The organism is Flavobacterium sp., assembly GCF_029242675.1.
Taxonomy (GTDB): domain Bacteria; phylum Bacteroidota; class Bacteroidia; order Flavobacteriales; family Flavobacteriaceae; genus Flavobacterium.
This window is the reverse complement of the sequence record NZ_JAQWTM010000399.1, coordinates 1-17133: the sequence shown is the minus strand read 5'-3', so window position 1 is coordinate 17133 and position 17133 is coordinate 1. Positions and strand designations below refer to the sequence as shown.

The window sequence follows — 17133 nt, the reverse complement described above, 5'->3', positions numbered from 1 at the left end:
AAACCTTCAAGGAAACTTGAGGGTTTTTTTATGTTTGACAATTAGGTTTTGCGCTGGTTAGTAATTGATATAACTTCATGCAAAGCTTGGTTATCGCGTCCCGATTGAAGATCGGGAAGGCCGCAGGTTCGAATTTCCGGGTGCGGAATAGACTCTGCTAGCCCGACCAAAACCTTTAAGGAGACTTGAGGTTTTTTTTTATGCATAATATTTATTGTACGTAATCGAATATGCTAAAATGGGTTTGCAATGGTTACTATTTAGTCTATTCGTCTTAGTAGACAGCTTGGTTATCGCGTCCCGATTTAAAATAGGGAAAGCCGCAGGTTCGAATTTCCGGGTGCGGAATAGACTCTGCCAGCCCGACCAAAACCTTCAAGGAAACTTGAGGGTTTTTTGTTTCATTTGTGTAAGTATTTTAGATTTATTGTTTCTTGCTTTTTGTAAATCATCGCAAATTTTACATCCCTTCTCAAAGCAATTCTTTGTCTTGTAAGTAGTGCTTTCGTATTTCATTTTCGCACAGAATCTTTTGCATCAGCGGTATTTTTAAGTTTTATCGCAGCTATTTCGTTTTCATATCATAACGTTTTACCTTATTAATAGTTGGTTTATGGCAATAGGTTGGATGGATTCTTACGCTGGTTTCTGAAATAGCGAATCGTTGTAAAATAATTATTTTACATTTTTAGCGTACGTTCGCTTGTTTTGTATAAAACTTTTTTATATCATTGTGCTATAAAAATATAACTACCATGGAAAGCAAACTATTACAACAAACTAAAATTAATTTTTCTAACGAAGTGACCAACTACTATCCGGAAATCCTGACAGATGAAGCGCTCGTTTTTATCACCGCTCTACATGAAAAATTTAATACTAAGCGTTTAGAACTTTTAGAAAATAGGCTAAGCCAACAAACTTTTTTTGATGAAGGAAATTTTCCAGTGTTCCCACATGAAACTAAAGATATTCGAGAGTCAGATTGGAAAGCAGGAACGATTCCGCAAGATTTGCAAGACAGACGTGCGGAAATCACAGGTCCAGTAGATCGCAAAATGATTATTAATGCCTTGAATTCAGGGGCGAAAACTTTTATGGCTGATCTTGAGGATAGCACCGCACCCTCTTGGAAGAACACAATTGACGGACAAAAAAATTTAATTGACGCTAACAAAAAAACCATTGCATTGAAGGATGTGCAGCGCAATAAGTCCTATACTTTGAATGTAAATACGGCAGTACTATTAGTTAGACCAAGAGGGTTACATTTAAATGAGCGACACCTTTTGATTAATAATGAAATTGCTTCAGGTAGTTTGGTGGATTTCGGTTTGTATGTTTTTCATAATACACAAATTATGTTGCAAAACGGAACGGCACCTTATTTTTACCTGCCCAAATTAGAGCATTACACCGAAGCACGTTGGTGGAATGAAGTATTGGCATTTGCTGAAAACTATTTAGAAGTACCAGTAGGAACTTTTAAAGCCACCGTTTTAATCGAGACAATTACTGCTAGTTTTCAGCTTGACGAAATTATTTATGAACTAAAAGACCATATTGTAGGTTTAAATTGTGGACGTTGGGATTATATTTTCTCCTATATAAAGAAATTTAGAAACCATCCTAATTTCATAGTTCCTAATCGGGATCAGGTTACCATGACTAGTCCGTTTATGGATGCCTATTCGAAATTGGTGATTCAACGTTGCCATAAAAGAGGTATTCTAGCCATTGGGGGAATGGCTGCTCAAATTCCGATTAAAAATGATGAAGAAGCAAATTCAGCTGCACTTGAAAAAGTTAGAAAAGATAAAGAACGCGAGGTTCTTAATGGTCACGATGGTACATGGGTCGCGCATCCTGCGTTAGTGCAAGTGGCTTTGGCCGAATTTAATAAACACATGCCAACACCAAATCAGTTGCATATCACTCGTGATGATGTCAATATAACTGAGCAAGACTTGGTAGCGATTCCAAAAGGAACGGTAACCGAAGCTGGAATCCGAAAAAACATCAATGTGGGGATTTTGTATATCGAATCGTGGTTAAGAGGTCATGGAGCAGTAGCACTTTATAATTTAATGGAAGATGCAGCAACAGCCGAGATTTCAAGAACTCAAGTTTGGCAATGGTTAAAAAACGAAGTGAAATTAGAAGATGGGAGATTGTTTACTTCGGAATTGTATAAAGATCTATTAGCAGATGAAGTTGCAAAAATTACAGCTCAAATTGGTGATGAAAACAGTAAAAACAGCAAATTAGATGTAGCAATTTCACTTTTTGACCAACTCGTACTTGCTCAGGAATTCGAAGAATTTTTAACAGTACCGGCTTATCAATACATATAAAAAAACAATCCTGCGATTGCGGACACAATCAACAGGATCTAATTACTAATAAAATAACTAACACAAAATTATGAAAAATTTAGAACAAAGCAATTATAGTTCCGCTTTACAAACGGTAAGAGACCTAAAAGCGAAATATGGAACAACTTGGGATGCTATAAGTCCTGAGAATGCTGCTAGAATGGCAACTCAAAATCGCTTTAAAACAGGATTGGATATTGCTAAGTATACTGCCGCTATCATGCGAAAAGATATGGCAGCATACGACAACGATGCTTCAAATTACACACAATCACTAGGTTCATGGCATGGTTTTGTAGCGCAGCAAAATATTATTGCCGTTAAAAAACACCATAAAACGACTAGTAAAAGGTATATCTATTTATCAGGATGGATGGTAGCTGCTTTGCGATCTGAATTTGGCCCTTTGCCTGATCAATCCATGCATGAGAAAACCACCGTTCCTAATTTGATCAAGGAGATTTATGACTTTTTGCGTCAAGCGGATGCTATTGAGTTAAATGATTTATTCAGAAGATTAGAAAAGGGCGAGGATGTTCAAGACCAAATCGACAATTTTGAAACACATATTGTTCCCATCATTGCTGATATTGATGCAGGTTTTGGAAACGAGGAGGCTACTTATTTATTGACTAAAAAAATGATTGAAGCCGGTGCTTGTGCAATTCAAATCGAAAACCAAGTATCGGATGCGAAGCAATGTGGGCACCAAGACGGAAAAGTAACCGTACCACATGAAGATTTTCTTTCTAAAATTAATGCGATTCGCTATGCGTTTTTAGAATTAGGAGTAGAGGAAGGAGTAATTGTGGCAAGAACAGATTCAGAAGGAGCCAGTTTAACTCAAAAACTTCCAGTGAGTACAGAGCCAGGTGATTTAGCATCGCAGTATTTGGCTTTTGTGGAAGCGGAACAAATAACTATTGACCAAGCTAAAGAAGATGATGTATTATTAAAAAGAGACGGAAAGTTAGTGCGTCCCGTACGATTGCCTAATGGTTTGTACCAGTTTAAGGAGGGTACCAATATCGACAGAGTGGTATTGGATTGTATCACTAGTTTGCAAAATGGAGCCGATCTTTTATGGATTGAAACACCTACGCCTAATGTGAAACAAATTGCTCACATGGTTAACCGAATTAGAGAAGTAGTGCCTAATGCTAAATTGGTTTATAATAATTCGCCTTCGTTCAATTGGACTTTAAACTTTAGGAATCAAGCCTATGATGAAATGATCGCCGAAGGAGAAAACATGACGGGTTATGACCGAAATAATTTGATGGATGTGGCCTATGATAACTCTGAATTATGCCATCGTGCAGATGATAAAATTAGAACATTCCAAAGAGATAGTTCTAAAGAAGCGGGGATTTTTCACCACTTGATTACTTTACCAACGTACCATACGACAGCACTTCATATGAATGACTTAACGCAAGGGTACTATGGTAAGGAAGGAATGTTAGCATATGTTAAAGGAGTTCAAAGACAAGAAATCCGTAAAGGAGTTGCTTGTGTAAAACATCAACGTATGGCGGGATCCAACTTAGGTGATGATCATAAAACGTTTTTTGCAGGCGATAAAGCATTAAAGGCAGATGGCGCTAAAAATACTAGTGATCAATTTGAAACTAAAAAAGTAGCGCAAGTAGGCGAATTGGTATAAAAGAAGCAAAGGAGCTGTTGTCTTTTTAAATCAATCAATTTCAGGTTATTTACTATATTTGTTTGGCATTAGCTCCAAGGAAAGCCCTTTCTATTTTTATAGAAAGGGTTTTTTTATTGTCGAATAACAAAAACTGATTAATCAGTTTTAGTATTCTGTGAAATAAAACTTATTTTTGCAGTGTTTAAACAAATATAAAATTCACTATGTCAGATACAATTGAAAAAATAAAATGCCTAATCATAGGTTCCGGACCAGCGGGTTATACTGCTGCAATTTATGCAGCGAGAGCAAATATGAATCCGGTGGTATACCAAGGAATGCAGCCTGGTGGTCAATTGACTACGACCAATGAAGTAGAGAACTGGCCAGGGAATCCGGAGGGAATTACAGGACCTGAAATGATGATTGGTTTGCAGGCGCAAGCAGAGCGTTTTGGTACTGATGTGCGCGATGGATGGGCTACTAAAGTTGATTTTTCAGGCGACATTCATAAAGTATGGATTAACGATACAATCGAATTACACTGCGAAACTGTGATTATTTCTACAGGAGCATCTGCAAAATACCTTGGATTGCCTTCTGAGCAACATTACTTAAAAATGGGTGGTGGAGTTTCTGCCTGCGCTGTTTGTGACGGATTTTTCTATAGAAATCAAGAGGTGGTGATCGTAGGAGCAGGAGATTCTGCTTGCGAGGAAGCACATTACCTTTCAAAACTGTGTAAAAAAGTAACTATGTTGGTGAGAAGCGAAAAATTTAGAGCTTCTAAAATCATGGAAGAGCGCGTTCGCAAAACCGAAAACATCACCATTTTAATGAACCATGATACTGTTGAAGTTCTTGGAGATGAGCAAGTGGTAACGGGTGTAAGAGCGTTGAATAAAACAACGAATGAAGAATTTGATATTCCTGCTACTGGTTTCTTCGTAGCTATTGGTCATAAACCAAATACAGATATCTTCAAAGATTTTATCACTTTAGACGAAACAGGTTATATCGTAAATACGCCAGGTAGTTCGAAAACAAATGTAACAGGTGTTTTCGTTGCAGGAGATGCAGCGGATCATGTGTACCGTCAAGCAATTACTGCTGCAGGTACAGGATGTATGGCTGCGCTTGATGCCGAAAGATATTTAGCGTCCAAAGAGTAAGTATATCATGATTAAAAGAAAAAGTCCCATTTACGAGTGTGTAAAATGGGACTTTTTTTATGATTTTCTTAAATTATTTCTTCTTCAATAATTTGGCTTCATCATCAAATCGCTTTAAAGTGATTTTTGGACTTCCGTATAACTGAATTTCTGCTCGTTCACTTGCGCTGATCACAATTTCTTTCTCAGCATTGATACTGCCTTCTGATCCTTGCTCTGCAACAAGATTGATGCTTTTTATTTGTAATTTTTCAGCAGTAAGTTTGGAATCATTATCGATACGAATGGTTCCTGTATCCGAATTCCCTTCAATCTTAGCTTTCGATTTTTGGTACATATCACATGCGAAGTCGGTTCCTTTTATCAGTGCTTTCAATTCTGAGTTGTCGCTCATCACTATTTTTGCATTTTCTCCTTTTAAATTTAATTCTATAGTAGATTTTTGAGCTGTTTCCAGATTGAAATTGTTCGAAACAATGTTTAAAAATAATTTGGAGTCATCAAAAGATTTGATGCTTAGATTGTCTGAATGAATTTCTTGAATAGCATTTACAATGGCGTCATTCTTTACAGTAATACTGTTAATTTCGTTAGTGTAGGTGATTCTAACTATAAGTTTTGTGAAGCGTGTAATGTTTTTAACAGTTTGTAGCTGCAGGGTCGAACCCACTGTGGTAACTGCAATTTGATCTTGTAAATTGTCATCTGCTTCAATTTTTAAAACTGAAAATTCGCCTTTCTCTAAAAAGACTTCGATGTTATCACTTACTTCAAGATTAGTAAAATTACTTATTTCTTTTACTTTCGTTGTCACTGTTTTCGAGCCTTTTATTTTCTCTTTTTTTTGAGCTATAGAAAAAGTGGTTGATAATAGAATTAAAATTACGGCTATCGAATGTTTCATTTTCATAGTTTTATGCTTTATTACAAAAGTAAATAAATCATTCTGACTGGAATGATTTATTTACTTTTTAAGATTTTCTTGGGTTATATTTTGTCAATACTTCCTCCGCTTGAAGCTTTTCGTTCCATTGACTGTGGTGTTTTAGAATATTGAATACTTCCTCCACTTGACGCCTTGGCTTTCAAATTTACGATAGGGTGAATTATCACACTGGCGCCGCTCGAAGCACCAGCTTTTACTTCATTTGCCAGTAAGTCATTTGCATCTATTTCACTTCCACTTGAAGCATTAGTAGTCAAATCTAGGGAGAGTCCGTAAAGAATAATTGTGCTAGCACTACTTGCTTTTGCATTTATACGGTCGTACTCTAACTCCAATTTAATATTTGCTGCGCTCGAGGCTCTAATACTAATCTCATCTCCTTTTAAAATGTTTTTACTAGTCATAGATGAAGCACTTGACGCTTTTAGTTCTTCAATTTGTGGCATCCTGACGATCACCTTTTTAGACTTAACGTCTAGGAATGAATCGTAATCACAATCAATGATCAAAACGCCATTTTCTATTCTAGTACGGATATTACTAATTAAATTATCATCGGCTTCGACAATGATTTCCGTTTTGTGAGACTGTTCAAGTTCTAAATCAATAGCATTGCTTAGCTCGATACTCTTGAACGAATCAGTTACTGCTCGGTTCTCTTTTACTACGGTACCGCTTCCAGTAATTGATTTTAAATTGATACTGTAGTTGCAAGATGCAAATAGTAAGGTGCACAGCAGTACAAGAATAAATTTAGTGATAAGGGATATAATTTTCACCATGATTAGTTTGATTTAATGATTATACCGTTTTTATTAGCTCTTAAGCGACCTTTACTTTTGCTCGTTTTCGTTGAATCGACAGTATTGGTAACTCCATTTTTATCTGTGATATTGGAATTATTTTCATCGTCTCCTGTCCAGATGGTTACATCATTCTCTTCGGTAGTATCAACATCGTTGTATTCATCTTCATCAGCAGGACAGTCTAAGCAACGTACTTTCGTTTCCATTACTTGGTATAAATATTTTCCTGAGCTGTAGTGCAGGTTAAAAAACTCATCATTCGAGCGATCGTAATCCTGTACACTGGTATCCGCCTTAAACAATGTTCCTTCGGGTAAGTATAAAGTAATTTCTACCTCTTGATCACGATATTTATCTTTTACGTTAGAAAGTAGGTAATTGTCAAGTATAATTTGGTTTCCTACTATTTTATAACCGTATTTAATTAGTTCTGCTCTTTTTTTAGCATCGGATAGTGTCGTTCCTTTTGCTTCTTTTTCTATTTGCAAGTAAGGTAATTTCGTGTCTGCACGTTCAATTTTAAAACTTACTTGATTAGAGTATATAACATCATTGTTTAAAGAATCTTGGGTTATTTTAAAATTGTTGTGATCATTAATGCTTTTCGAATAATAATCATTGTGTTTAAATTTAATAAACAAGGTATCTGTTGCCGATATATTTATGGTTTCTTTTTTCACGACTCTACCATCAGTAGCAAAAGCCGAAGCTTGTTTTACACCAATCGAAATTAGGATGGCTATCGCAATAATCCACAAGGCTAACAAAGTCGATTTGGCTATATTACCAATTGATTTTATGCTTGGAGATACTAACTTGAAACCCAAAAGCACAAGGAAAAAATTAGGAATACCTACTGCAACAAAAAGCAGTACTGCAAAAAACCATACAGGATAATCAGTAAAATTGCCCGATTCAATAAATTGGTGGAAAGGAAAATCATCAAAGTGGACCGTTCCAAGCGTAAGTGCACCAATTAAAAACACCACAATCATTGCTAGTCCTGACATGATTAAAATTACCCCTAAAAACTTGGCAAAAATTTTAAAAACAGTCATGATAAAGTCACCTAATGAGCTACCGACCTTAGTGGCACCTGTTTTGATTTGGTTACCATATTTGTCATAATCTCCATTTTTAAATTTTTGAGATACATTTTCATATTCCTCTCTAACTTTTTTTTCGATGTTCGATATATTAACGGGTTCGCCCGTCATTTCAAGTTTTTCCGATGTTGTAATAGCCTCTGGTGTTACTACCCACAAAATAATGTAAGCAATGATTCCTGTTCCAAATCCAGCAAAAACTAATAGTAATAACACTACACGAATCCACACAGTTTCAATACCAAAGTAATAACCCAATCCTGATGCTACACCACCAAGCATTCCTTTGTCTCTGTCACGGTATAATTTTCTAGATCGTGTGCTAGTTGAATTAAAGTTGTACGACTGTTGGTTACTCGTATTTTCATCCTCAATAATGTAATCCTCAGGTTGTCCCATAACGGTAATTACCTCGTCTACATCTTTTAAGGCAACAACATGTTTGTCGCTTTTTTGCTTTTCATTTAGCAATTCTGACACCCTCATTTCGATATCTTTGATAATCTCGTCTTGTCCTGATGAGTTATTTAAAGAGCGCTTTATAGCATCAAAATAGCGTGTTAATTTTTGGTATGCATCTTCGTCTATATGAAAGAACATTCCGCCTAGGTTTATATTTACAGTTTTGTTCATGACTATTGTTTTTGGTTGGTTATAAGGTTTACAGCATCGGATAATTCAGTCCAAGTACCACTCAATTCATTTAAAAAGGTTTGACCTATTTCAGTAAGGCCATAATATTTTCGTGGCGGTCCTGAGGTCGATTCTTCCCAGCGGTAATTTAACAAACCGTCATTTTTTAAGCGGGTTAATAGCGGGTAAATAGTTCCCTCCACCACGAGTAATTTTGCGTTTTTTAAAGTGTCTAGTATTTCTGATGTATAAGCATCTTTCTCTTTTAGTACAGATAGGATGCAAAACTCGAGAACACCTTTACGCATCTGGGCTTTTGTGTTTTCAATGTTCATAATTTGTCTTTTTTGATTTTTTGATGATTTGATTGTTCATTTCTTGATTGATGATTGATGATTTTTATTGGAAGCTAATCCTGCTATTCGTTTCAATCTTTTTATTTTTTTTTCAAAAAATAAAAAGGATTTCCACTGCTATCAGGGCTAGGAACGTTTTATTTTATAAAAGGTATTGTAATAGGATATCTATAAAGTTCTCCGTTAGACGTTTTGATCGCTGCATAAATAATTAAAAAGAACTCAGCTACTTTCAAACATCCAAAAAGGAATACAGCAGTTAGTCCCACCGTTATTAAACCTATTTGATCGCTAATGTTAAAATTATTCACTACGAAGTTATCATCGTTAATAACCGCATCTAGAGAAACATTGTTAAAAATAGTAACTAGTAAAATTGGGATAGCAATTAAAGCTGTGAGGATTGAGTACAATAAAACACTCAACTGAAAATTGAGTACTTGCTTTCCATGAAAATCAACAAAGTCCGATTTGTCTTTTTTGGAAGACCATAAAAGGATCGGAAAAATATAATTTCCAAACGGAATAAAGTACTGAGTCAAAGTGCTCAAGTGTGTGAATGTTGCGATGTTTTTTTCGGTAGTGTTTTCCATTGTGATTGATTTTGGTGCCTTTTTGATTTTTGGCTTTGATGATGATTCGTTTTTTAAAAGTACTAGTACTCGACCTAGTAATTTCTTATGCAAATATATGTCTAAAGAATGGTATCTTGTATCACATAGTACCTAAAATTAACAATTTATTAACAAATTAAAATATTATGTACGCATAGTATTTTTTTGTATTTTAGCAACAAATCCAGCAAACATGAAACTTACAGCCTCTAAACTCAACAAATTTCTATTTTTTAAATTACCAGCAGCTTTTATCTGTGGCGTTCGTGTTAGGACGCTGGACGAGACGCACTGTATTGTAAAAGTAAAGCACCGCTGGATCAATCAAAATCCGTTTAACTCGATGTATTTTGCAGTGCAAGCCATGGCGGCTGAGTTAGCAACAGGTGCATTGGTAATGTATCAAATTCAAAAAAGCGGACGTAAAATATCCATGTTGGTCGCCAACAATAAAGGTAATTTTACTAAAAAAGCAACCGGATTAATCACTTTTACGTGTAAAGATGGTCACCTAATTGAGCAAGCTATTCAACAAACGATAGCCACAGGCGAGGGGCAAACCTTTTGGATGAAGTCTATAGGAGTGGATGAAAAAGGAGTACAAGTATCCGAAATGGATTTTGAATGGAGTGTACGAGTTAAATAAATATACCTTAAATATACCTAATACAAAAAGCATAAATTAATTTACTTTTTGCAAAAGTTGATACTATTTTAAATTTATACAAAAAAGCCAACCTGAATTATCAAGTTGGCTTACCGTTTTAGGGTTGTGTGAAATTAGATTATGATTCGGAATAGTTCACCGTTTTTATTTATTAGTTCCAGTCGAATACTTTGATTTTCATCTTTATTATTCAAAAGCTTTGAAACGGTTTCTACATTTACTGCTTTGCTATTATCAATACTTATGATAATGCTTCCTTTTAGTTCCGCTTCATACTGCATCAAGTTTTCATTTGTAATGGCTCTGATTTTGACACCGTAATTAACATTAAATTTCTTTTTATCAGCAGCGCTAATGTTTTCTAATTCGATTCCTTTAAACTCCGTATTAAAAAACTCGTTTTTGCTTAAGACTACAGGTACTGTTTTATTGCTTCCGTCTCTTAAAATAGTCACTTCTACTTTGTCATTTGGTCTTTTAGTATTGATGTAACCAGATAAATCAGCATAGGTAGCAATATTTTGATTGTCTAATTTTACAATTACATCTCCTTTTTTAAGCCCTGCTTTTTGAGCTCCTGAATTAGGTGTCACAGCACTGATATAGAAACCTTCCGTTTGTTTTAAGCCTAATTCTTTGGAAGCATTTGAATTTAATTCACCTCCTTGAACGCCAAGAATTCCTCTTTGTACATTACCATACTCCATAATATCTTCAATAATTTTTCGAGCGATATTTGAGGGTACTGCGAACGAGTATCCAACATAAGATCCTGTCATCGAAGTAATCATAGTGTTGATTCCAATTAAGTCTCCACGTGTATTCACGAGTGCACCACCACTATTTCCTGGGTTTACAGCTGCATCAGTTTGAATAAAAGATTGGATACCATTGCTGCCTAAATCTCTTGCTTTAGCTGAAACAATTCCAGCGGTAACCGTTGAGGTTAGGTTATACGGATTTCCAACTGCTAAAACCCATTCCCCTATTTTTACGGAGTCAGAATTACCAAATGTTGTATATGGTAGCGTTTCATCGGCATCGATTTTCAGTAAGGCGATATCCATTTTGGAATCGGTCCCAATTAATTTTGCTTTGTATGATTTTTTGTTATTTAAGGTGATTTCTATTTCGGATGCATCTTTAACCACGTGATTATTAGTAACAATATAGCCATCAGCTGAAATGATTACCCCGGAACCTGTACCAACTTGTTCTTGTGATTGCCCTCCTTTGTAACCATAAAAATATTCTAACATAGGATTGGAAACGGTTTTGTACGATACGTTTTTAACGTGAACGACAGTGTGTATCGTTTTCTCTGCAGCTTCGGTAAAATCCAATACATCAGATGAAAGTCCAACTCTCTTATTGTAAGAGTCAGTTGCGGTCGTTGTTATACCGTTTTTGCTGGTAGCTAAATAACCGTTGGTGTCAAATAAAAGTTTGTAGGCCCCTAAAGTTGTGGCTCCACTTAATAAAGACACTAAAAATAGATTAGAAAATCGTTTCATAATAGAGATTGTTTAATTTTGTTTGTCTTGTAAATTTAAGACGAAATAATAGTGTTAAAAAATATTTTAACGCTGTTTAACTATGATTAACATTTCATTAATAGTTCGTACTTTTGTTCCATACAACAACGAATAAATGCAATTACATTTTTATAAATACCAAGGAACTGGAAACGATTTTGTGATGATTGACAATCGTACGGAATTTTTCCCTAAAAATAATAATGAGCTAATAGCACACTTATGTGATCGCCGATTTGGAATTGGTGGTGATGGACTTATTTTGCTCGAAAATGATCCAGAAGCCGATTTTAAGATGGTTTATTACAATTCCGATGGGAACCAAAGTACTATGTGCGGTAATGGTGGTCGCTGTTTAGTGGCTTTCGCAAAAAAATTAAATGTTATTGAAACTAAAGCGGTCTTTAATGCCGTTGATGGTTTGCACCATGCAGCTATTGACAAGGACCAAATAGTTTCTTTGCAAATGATTGATGTTACAGCTGTTCATAAACAACAAGACTATACTTTTTTGAATACAGGTTCGCCGCATCACGTTCAGCTGGTTAGCGATCTTGAAAATTATAATGTTAAAGAAAATGGCGCAGCCATTCGATACGGAGCTTTATACGGAACAGCGGGTAGCAACATTAATTTTGTAAAACAAATTGACGAAAGTAGCTTTGCTTTGCGAACCTATGAGAGAGGAGTTGAAGATGAAACTTTAGCTTGCGGTACCGGAGCAACAGCCGTAGCGATTGCCATGAATGCCACAGGAGCAACAAAGCAAACCGCTATTGACATTGCTGTTGAAGGTGGTAAGTTGCGTGTTTCGTTTACCAAAGAGGGCGACCACTACACAAATGTGTTTTTAATTGGACCCGCGACATTTGTTTTTGAAGGAACAATTACAATTTAATTCAAGTACGAAACCCGATCATGATAACCTTAAAAGGAGATTCTATTTACCTTCGAGCTTTAGAGCCTAACGACTTGGAGTTTGTGTATGCTATGGAAAACGACCAAAGTATTTGGGAGGTTAGTAATACAAATACACCCTACAGTCGGTTTTTAGTAAAACAATATTTAGAGAATGCTCAGCAAGATATTTACGAGGCTAAGCAACTGCGGCTAGCTATTTGCCAAGACGAGGATTTTCCGGCCGTGGGTTTAATTGATTTGTTTGACTTTGACCCTAAGAACAATCGAGCAGGTATAGGTATTGTCATTCAGGCTGTTGAAAACAGAAATAAAAGTGTAGGCACCAAGGCAGTGGAACTTTTAATTCGGTACGCTTTCCATCATTTAAACCTACATCAATTATATGCTAATATTAGTGTAGAAAACGCAGCAAGCATCGCGCTTTTTACTAAATTTGGTTTTCAATGTATTGGAGTAAAAAAAGATTGGAATCTCATTAATGGTGCTTATCATGATGAAGCAATCTATCAATTAATAAAGCAACAATTTTAAAATATACGTTTTGAGTACAAAAAAAATAATTTCGATCACAGCACTTGTATTGATCACAGGATTAATAGTATATGGTTTCGTGTTGATTAACCAAATTTTTTCAGACAATACTAAGTTTGCCGAAAAAGAGGTTTTTGTTTTCGTTCCTACGGAAGCAAATTATAATGAAGTTTTATCACTAGTTAGCCCGTATGTGGTAAATATGGATCGGTTTGAAATGGTAGCGGGTAAGATGAACTATCCTTCTAATGTCAAATCTGGTCGATTTTTATTGACTAAAGGAATGAATAGTTATGAGCTGGTAAAAGCAATGCGATCTAATGTTCCGGTTAAACTAGCTTTTAACAACCAAGAGCGCATTGAGAATTTAGCCGGTAGGGTAGGATCTCAAATCGAGGCTGATAGTTTGTCTCTTTTGAATTCGTTCAAAGATTCTATCTTTTTGAAAGAAAATGGTTTTAATGAAGATAATGTTATGGCGATGTTTATTCCCAATACGTATGAAACCTATTGGAATACTTCGGCAGAGAAGTTCCGTGATAAAATGATTAAGGAGTATCGCAACTTTTGGACAGCAGATCGCGAGGCAAAAGCTAAAGCGCAAGGATTATCACCAATTGAAGCTACAATTCTAGCCTCAATAGTGCATAAGGAATCTGTGAAAAAAGACGAAAGACCAAGAATAGCAGGGGTTTATTTGAATAGGTTGCGATTAGGAATGCCTTTGCAAGCGGATCCAACAGTTATTTTTGCTATTAAAAAGAAAGACAACGATTTCAATCAAGTTATTAAAAGAGTCTTTTTCAAAGATTTGACGATGTCATCTCCTTACAATACTTATATGAACACAGGATTGCCACCAGGTCCTATAGCCATGCCTGACATCACCGCTCTTGAGGCAGTACTTAGTCCTGAAAAGAATGACTTTATTTACTTTTGCGCAAGCGTGGACCGTTTTGGGTATCATGAATTTGCTGCAACTTTGCCAGAGCATAACCTAACTGCTAAAAAATATTCAGATTGGATTAATGCGCAAGGCGTAAAAAGATAGGTTTGATTTTCCACAAACGATTTTGCTTCTGTTTATCATTCTTTTTTTTGCTGAGCATTGGGTACGCACAAAATAGTTTAGATCGATTTTTAACACCTTCGGATACTTTAAATCCAAAGCGAAAAAAGACAGTCTTTATTTCAGAAGCTGCATTGGGAGGGCTTACTTTAGTTGGTTTAAACCAATTGTGGTATGCTGATTATCCTCGTTCTAATTTTCATTTTATCAATGATAATAGTGAATGGTTGCAAATGGATAAGGTAGGTCACTTTTATTCGACCTATCATTTAGGACGACTTGGATCCGAAATGTTGCAGTGGAGCGGTGCCACTAAAAAACAGCAATTAGTATACGGTGCAAGTCTTGGGCTCGCTTTTTTGACTGTAGTGGAGGTTTTTGATGGTTTTTCAACAGAATGGGGTGCTTCGCCAGGAGACCTAATCGCCAATTTATCCGGTTCAGCTTTGTATGTTGGACAAGAATTAGTATGGAAAGAGCAACGAATTACTCCAAAATTCTCTTTTCATTCAACAAAATACGCTGCTTTAAGACCCAACGTTTTGGGAAGTTCGCTTTCAGAGAAAATAATCAAAGATTACAATGGTCAAACGTATTGGTTGTCGGTTAATTTGTATTCCTTTTTTAAAGACTCTAAAATTCCAATATGGCTTAATGTTGCTGTTGGATATGGAGCGGATGGAATGGTAAGTGGAAATAGCGAAAATACTACAATAGCATCCATTGGGTCGATAGAAAGAACGAGGCAGTTTTACTTAAGTTTAGACGTTGACCTGACGAAAATCGAAACAAAATCACATTTTTTAAAGACATTTTTCTCTGTTTTTAATAGCCTGAAAATTCCCGCACCCACTTTGGAATACACTCCTAGAGAGTCGTTTAAAGGCCATTTGATCTATTTTTAGATAAGTTTAACATGTTGGTTTTCAGCTTTATAAAATTTATTGTATCTTTGCACGCAGAAATTTCATAACGGGACAGCGTTTTGAAGAAAAACAATTTATGGTAAAGAAGTGGTATTTTTATGCGAGTTTAACTGTTATTATAGCCTTTTTAAGTTCTGGTTTTAAACCGCTTAAAGTAGAGTCTAATGAATGGTTTCTAATAAAAAACACAGACGGAATTCAATACTTATATCCGTCTCAAAAAAAGGAAAGTTATACTGATACAAACATTCCTTTTACAGGTAATTTCTTTGTAGGTTTTAAACAAGCTCTTGGTTTCAAAGAGTCGAAAAACAAATACAAAAAAATTAATTCTCTAGGTTATCTAGGGAAATATCAGTTTGGAACGGATGCTTTAAAAGCAGTAGGAATTCACAACCCCGAATTATTCCTCCGTAGCCCTAAGATGCAAGAAAAAGCTTTTGTTGCTCTTTTATCTAAAAACAAAGCCTTACTCCAAGATGTTATTGAAAAATACGATGGAAAAGTAGTCAATGGTATTTTGATTACTGAATCTGGTATTTTAGCAGCGGCCCATTTGGGTGGAGCAGGATCTGTAAAAAGGTATTTTAGAAACAACGGTAAAAAGTTTATTAAAGACGCCTACGGTACTTCGATTAGAAGTTACTTAAAAGCGTTTGGAGGTTATGATACCTCTTTAATTGAAGCTAATGTAAATGCAGTAGCGTCCAATTAAAAAAACATTCACTACATAAAAAAAGGGATACTTTTCATTGAAAAGTATCCCTTTTTGTTTAGCGAGAGTAAGCTTATTCTTCTAATAATATTTCAAGAATTTTGATTGCGGCTTCACTAATTTTGGTTCCTGGGCCAAACACTGCTACAGCACCATTATCGAATAAATACTGATAATCTTGGGCGGGAATTACACCTCCTACAACGACCATAATATCTTCGCGACCATGTTTTTTTAATTCTTCGATTACTTGAGGAACTAATGTTTTATGTCCGGCTGCTAGTGAGGATACGCCTAAAATATGTACATCATTTTCTACGGCTTGTTTTGCTGCTTCGGCAGGAGTTTGAAAAAGCGGACCTATATCCACATCAAAACCAACATCGGCATAACCAGTCGCAACTACTTTGGCACCGCGGTCATGACCGTCTTGTCCCATTTTAGCAATCATGATACGAGGACGTCGCCCTTCTTGTTTTGCAAATTTATCGGCTAAAACTTTTGCTTCTTCAAAGCTTTTGTCGTCTTTAATTTCTTTACTATACACGCCGCTAAAAGATTTAATTTGTGCTTTGTACCTACCAAAAACCGTTTCTAGTGCATCGCTAATTTCTCCTAAGGTTGTTCTATAGCGCGCTGCTTCTACTGCAAGTTCTAATAAATTTCCTTCTCCAGTTTGCGCACATAGGATTAATTTATCGAGAGCTACTTTTACTTTTTCAGTATCTCTAGTCGCCTTTATTTGTTCTAGTTGCTCCAATTGTTGCTTGCGCACCATTTGATTATCAACATCTAAAATTTGCAGCGGATCTTCGGTTTCTAAGCGGTATTTGTTTACCCCAACGATAATATCCTGACCGCTATCGATACGCGCTTGTTTTCTAGCTGCTGCTTCCTCGATACGCAGTTTAGGTATTCCAGCTTCAATTGCTTTAGTCATTCCGCCTAGCTCTTCTACCTCTTCAATAAGTTTCCAAGCACTTTGCGCAATTTCGTTAGTTAGACTTTCTACGTAATAACTACCGGCCCAAGGGTCAACTGTTTTGGTTATTTTAGTTTCTTCTTGAAGGAATATTTGCGTATTTCTGGCAATTCGAGCTGAAAAGTCGGTTG

Annotated in this window: 16 protein-coding genes; 9 read left to right on the top strand and 7 right to left on the bottom strand. The window is 35.9% G+C overall.

The features are described from left to right. Window positions 1-755 precede the first annotated feature (755 nt). From aceB to trxB, 3 genes are all read left to right on the top strand, one after another. Window positions 756-2354, top strand: coding sequence for a malate synthase A (gene aceB, locus P8M54_RS14780; protein ID WP_300288767.1), 1599 nt, complete (start codon window positions 756-758; stop codon window positions 2352-2354). Window positions 2355-2424: 70 nt separating this feature from the next. Next, window positions 2425-4041: an isocitrate lyase gene (locus tag P8M54_RS14775; RefSeq protein WP_300288766.1), complete on the top strand. Its 1617-nt coding sequence runs from the start codon at window positions 2425-2427 to the stop codon at window positions 4039-4041. Between the two features lie 206 nt (window positions 4042-4247). Then, window positions 4248-5195 (top strand): thioredoxin-disulfide reductase, encoded by a 948-nt coding sequence (trxB, locus tag P8M54_RS14770; protein WP_300288765.1) that lies wholly within the window; start codon window positions 4248-4250, stop codon window positions 5193-5195. 73 nt (window positions 5196-5268) lie between these two features. Here trxB and P8M54_RS14765 read toward each other — a convergent pair whose 3' ends face one another. The 5 genes from P8M54_RS14765 to P8M54_RS14745 form a co-directional block, all read right to left on the bottom strand. Continuing rightward, entirely contained in the window at window positions 5269-6099 is an 831-nt protein-coding gene (locus P8M54_RS14765; protein WP_300288764.1) for a DUF2807 domain-containing protein, read from the bottom strand. A gap of 83 nt (window positions 6100-6182) precedes the next feature. Beyond that, window positions 6183-6923: a head GIN domain-containing protein gene (locus P8M54_RS14760; RefSeq protein WP_300288763.1), complete on the bottom strand. Its 741-nt coding sequence runs from the start codon at window positions 6921-6923 to the stop codon at window positions 6183-6185. A 2-nt stretch (window positions 6924-6925) separates the two neighbouring features. Beyond that, window positions 6926-8686, bottom strand: coding sequence for a PspC domain-containing protein (locus P8M54_RS14755; RefSeq protein WP_300288762.1), 1761 nt, complete (start codon window positions 8684-8686; stop codon window positions 6926-6928). A 2-nt stretch (window positions 8687-8688) separates the two neighbouring features. Beyond that, complete coding sequence (locus tag P8M54_RS14750; protein WP_039110051.1) at window positions 8689-9021, bottom strand: PadR family transcriptional regulator; 333 nt, start codon at window positions 9019-9021, stop codon at window positions 8689-8691. A 158-nt stretch (window positions 9022-9179) separates the two neighbouring features. Continuing rightward, entirely contained in the window at window positions 9180-9635 is a 456-nt protein-coding gene (locus P8M54_RS14745; RefSeq protein ID WP_300288760.1) for a DUF4870 domain-containing protein, read from the bottom strand. A 214-nt stretch (window positions 9636-9849) separates the two neighbouring features. Here P8M54_RS14745 and P8M54_RS14740 point away from each other — a divergent pair, with 214 nt between their 5' ends. Further along, window positions 9850-10302 carry a DUF4442 domain-containing protein gene (locus tag P8M54_RS14740; protein ID WP_300288759.1) on the top strand — a complete coding sequence of 151 codons (453 nt, stop codon included), beginning with the start codon at window positions 9850-9852 and terminating at the stop codon, window positions 10300-10302. A gap of 134 nt (window positions 10303-10436) precedes the next feature. Here the strand turns inward: P8M54_RS14740 and P8M54_RS14735 are convergent, their stop codons facing one another. Further along, window positions 10437-11837, bottom strand: coding sequence for a Do family serine endopeptidase (locus tag P8M54_RS14735; RefSeq protein WP_300288758.1), 1401 nt, complete (start codon window positions 11835-11837; stop codon window positions 10437-10439). 136 nt (window positions 11838-11973) lie between these two features. Between P8M54_RS14735 and dapF the strand changes: the two genes are divergently transcribed. The 5 genes from dapF (at window position 11974) to P8M54_RS14710 (ending at window position 16020) form a co-directional block, all read left to right on the top strand. Next, window positions 11974-12756, top strand: a complete 783-nt coding sequence (dapF, locus tag P8M54_RS14730) for a diaminopimelate epimerase (RefSeq protein WP_300288757.1) — start codon at window positions 11974-11976, stop codon at window positions 12754-12756. Between the two features lie 20 nt (window positions 12757-12776). Next, entirely contained in the window at window positions 12777-13310 is a 534-nt protein-coding gene (locus P8M54_RS14725) for a GNAT family protein (protein ID WP_300288756.1), read from the top strand. Window positions 13311-13320: 10 nt separating this feature from the next. Then, window positions 13321-14361 carry an endolytic transglycosylase MltG gene (gene mltG / locus P8M54_RS14720; RefSeq protein WP_300288755.1) on the top strand — a complete coding sequence of 347 codons (1041 nt, stop codon included), beginning with the start codon at window positions 13321-13323 and terminating at the stop codon, window positions 14359-14361. A gap of 47 nt (window positions 14362-14408) precedes the next feature. Continuing rightward, window positions 14409-15284: a DUF2279 domain-containing protein gene (locus tag P8M54_RS14715; protein WP_300288753.1), complete on the top strand. Its 876-nt coding sequence runs from the start codon at window positions 14409-14411 to the stop codon at window positions 15282-15284. Between the two features lie 97 nt (window positions 15285-15381). Then, window positions 15382-16020 carry a peptidoglycan-binding protein LysM gene (locus tag P8M54_RS14710; RefSeq protein ID WP_300288752.1) on the top strand — a complete coding sequence of 213 codons (639 nt, stop codon included), beginning with the start codon at window positions 15382-15384 and terminating at the stop codon, window positions 16018-16020. A 73-nt stretch (window positions 16021-16093) separates the two neighbouring features. Here the strand turns inward: P8M54_RS14710 and P8M54_RS14705 are convergent. Continuing rightward, window positions 16094-17133, bottom strand: a 1040-nt coding sequence (locus P8M54_RS14705) for a methylmalonyl-CoA mutase family protein (protein ID WP_300288751.1), incomplete at its 5' end; no start/stop codon positions are given.

Coding starts and splice junctions, on each gene's coding strand:
- P8M54_RS14725 (WP_300288756.1), top strand. CDS start 12,777: ATGATAACCTTAAAAGGAGATTCTATTTACCTTCGAGCTTTAGAGCCT.
- trxB (WP_300288765.1), top strand. CDS start 4,248: ATGTCAGATACAATTGAAAAAATAAAATGCCTAATCATAGGTTCCGGA.
- P8M54_RS14735 (WP_300288758.1), bottom strand. CDS start 11,837: ATGAAACGATTTTCTAATCTATTTTTAGTGTCTTTATTAAGTGGAGCC.
- P8M54_RS14745 (WP_300288760.1), bottom strand. CDS start 9,635: ATGGAAAACACTACCGAAAAAAACATCGCAACATTCACACACTTGAGC.
- P8M54_RS14750 (WP_039110051.1), bottom strand. CDS start 9,021: ATGAACATTGAAAACACAAAAGCCCAGATGCGTAAAGGTGTTCTCGAG.
- P8M54_RS14765 (WP_300288764.1), bottom strand. CDS start 6,099: ATGAAACATTCGATAGCCGTAATTTTAATTCTATTATCAACCACTTTT.
- P8M54_RS14760 (WP_300288763.1), bottom strand. CDS start 6,923: ATGGTGAAAATTATATCCCTTATCACTAAATTTATTCTTGTACTGCTG.
- aceB (WP_300288767.1), top strand. CDS start 756: ATGGAAAGCAAACTATTACAACAAACTAAAATTAATTTTTCTAACGAA.
- P8M54_RS14710 (WP_300288752.1), top strand. CDS start 15,382: ATGGTAAAGAAGTGGTATTTTTATGCGAGTTTAACTGTTATTATAGCC.
- P8M54_RS14775 (WP_300288766.1), top strand. CDS start 2,425: ATGAAAAATTTAGAACAAAGCAATTATAGTTCCGCTTTACAAACGGTA.
- dapF (WP_300288757.1), top strand. CDS start 11,974: ATGCAATTACATTTTTATAAATACCAAGGAACTGGAAACGATTTTGTG.
- P8M54_RS14755 (WP_300288762.1), bottom strand. CDS start 8,686: ATGAACAAAACTGTAAATATAAACCTAGGCGGAATGTTCTTTCATATA.
- P8M54_RS14740 (WP_300288759.1), top strand. CDS start 9,850: ATGAAACTTACAGCCTCTAAACTCAACAAATTTCTATTTTTTAAATTA.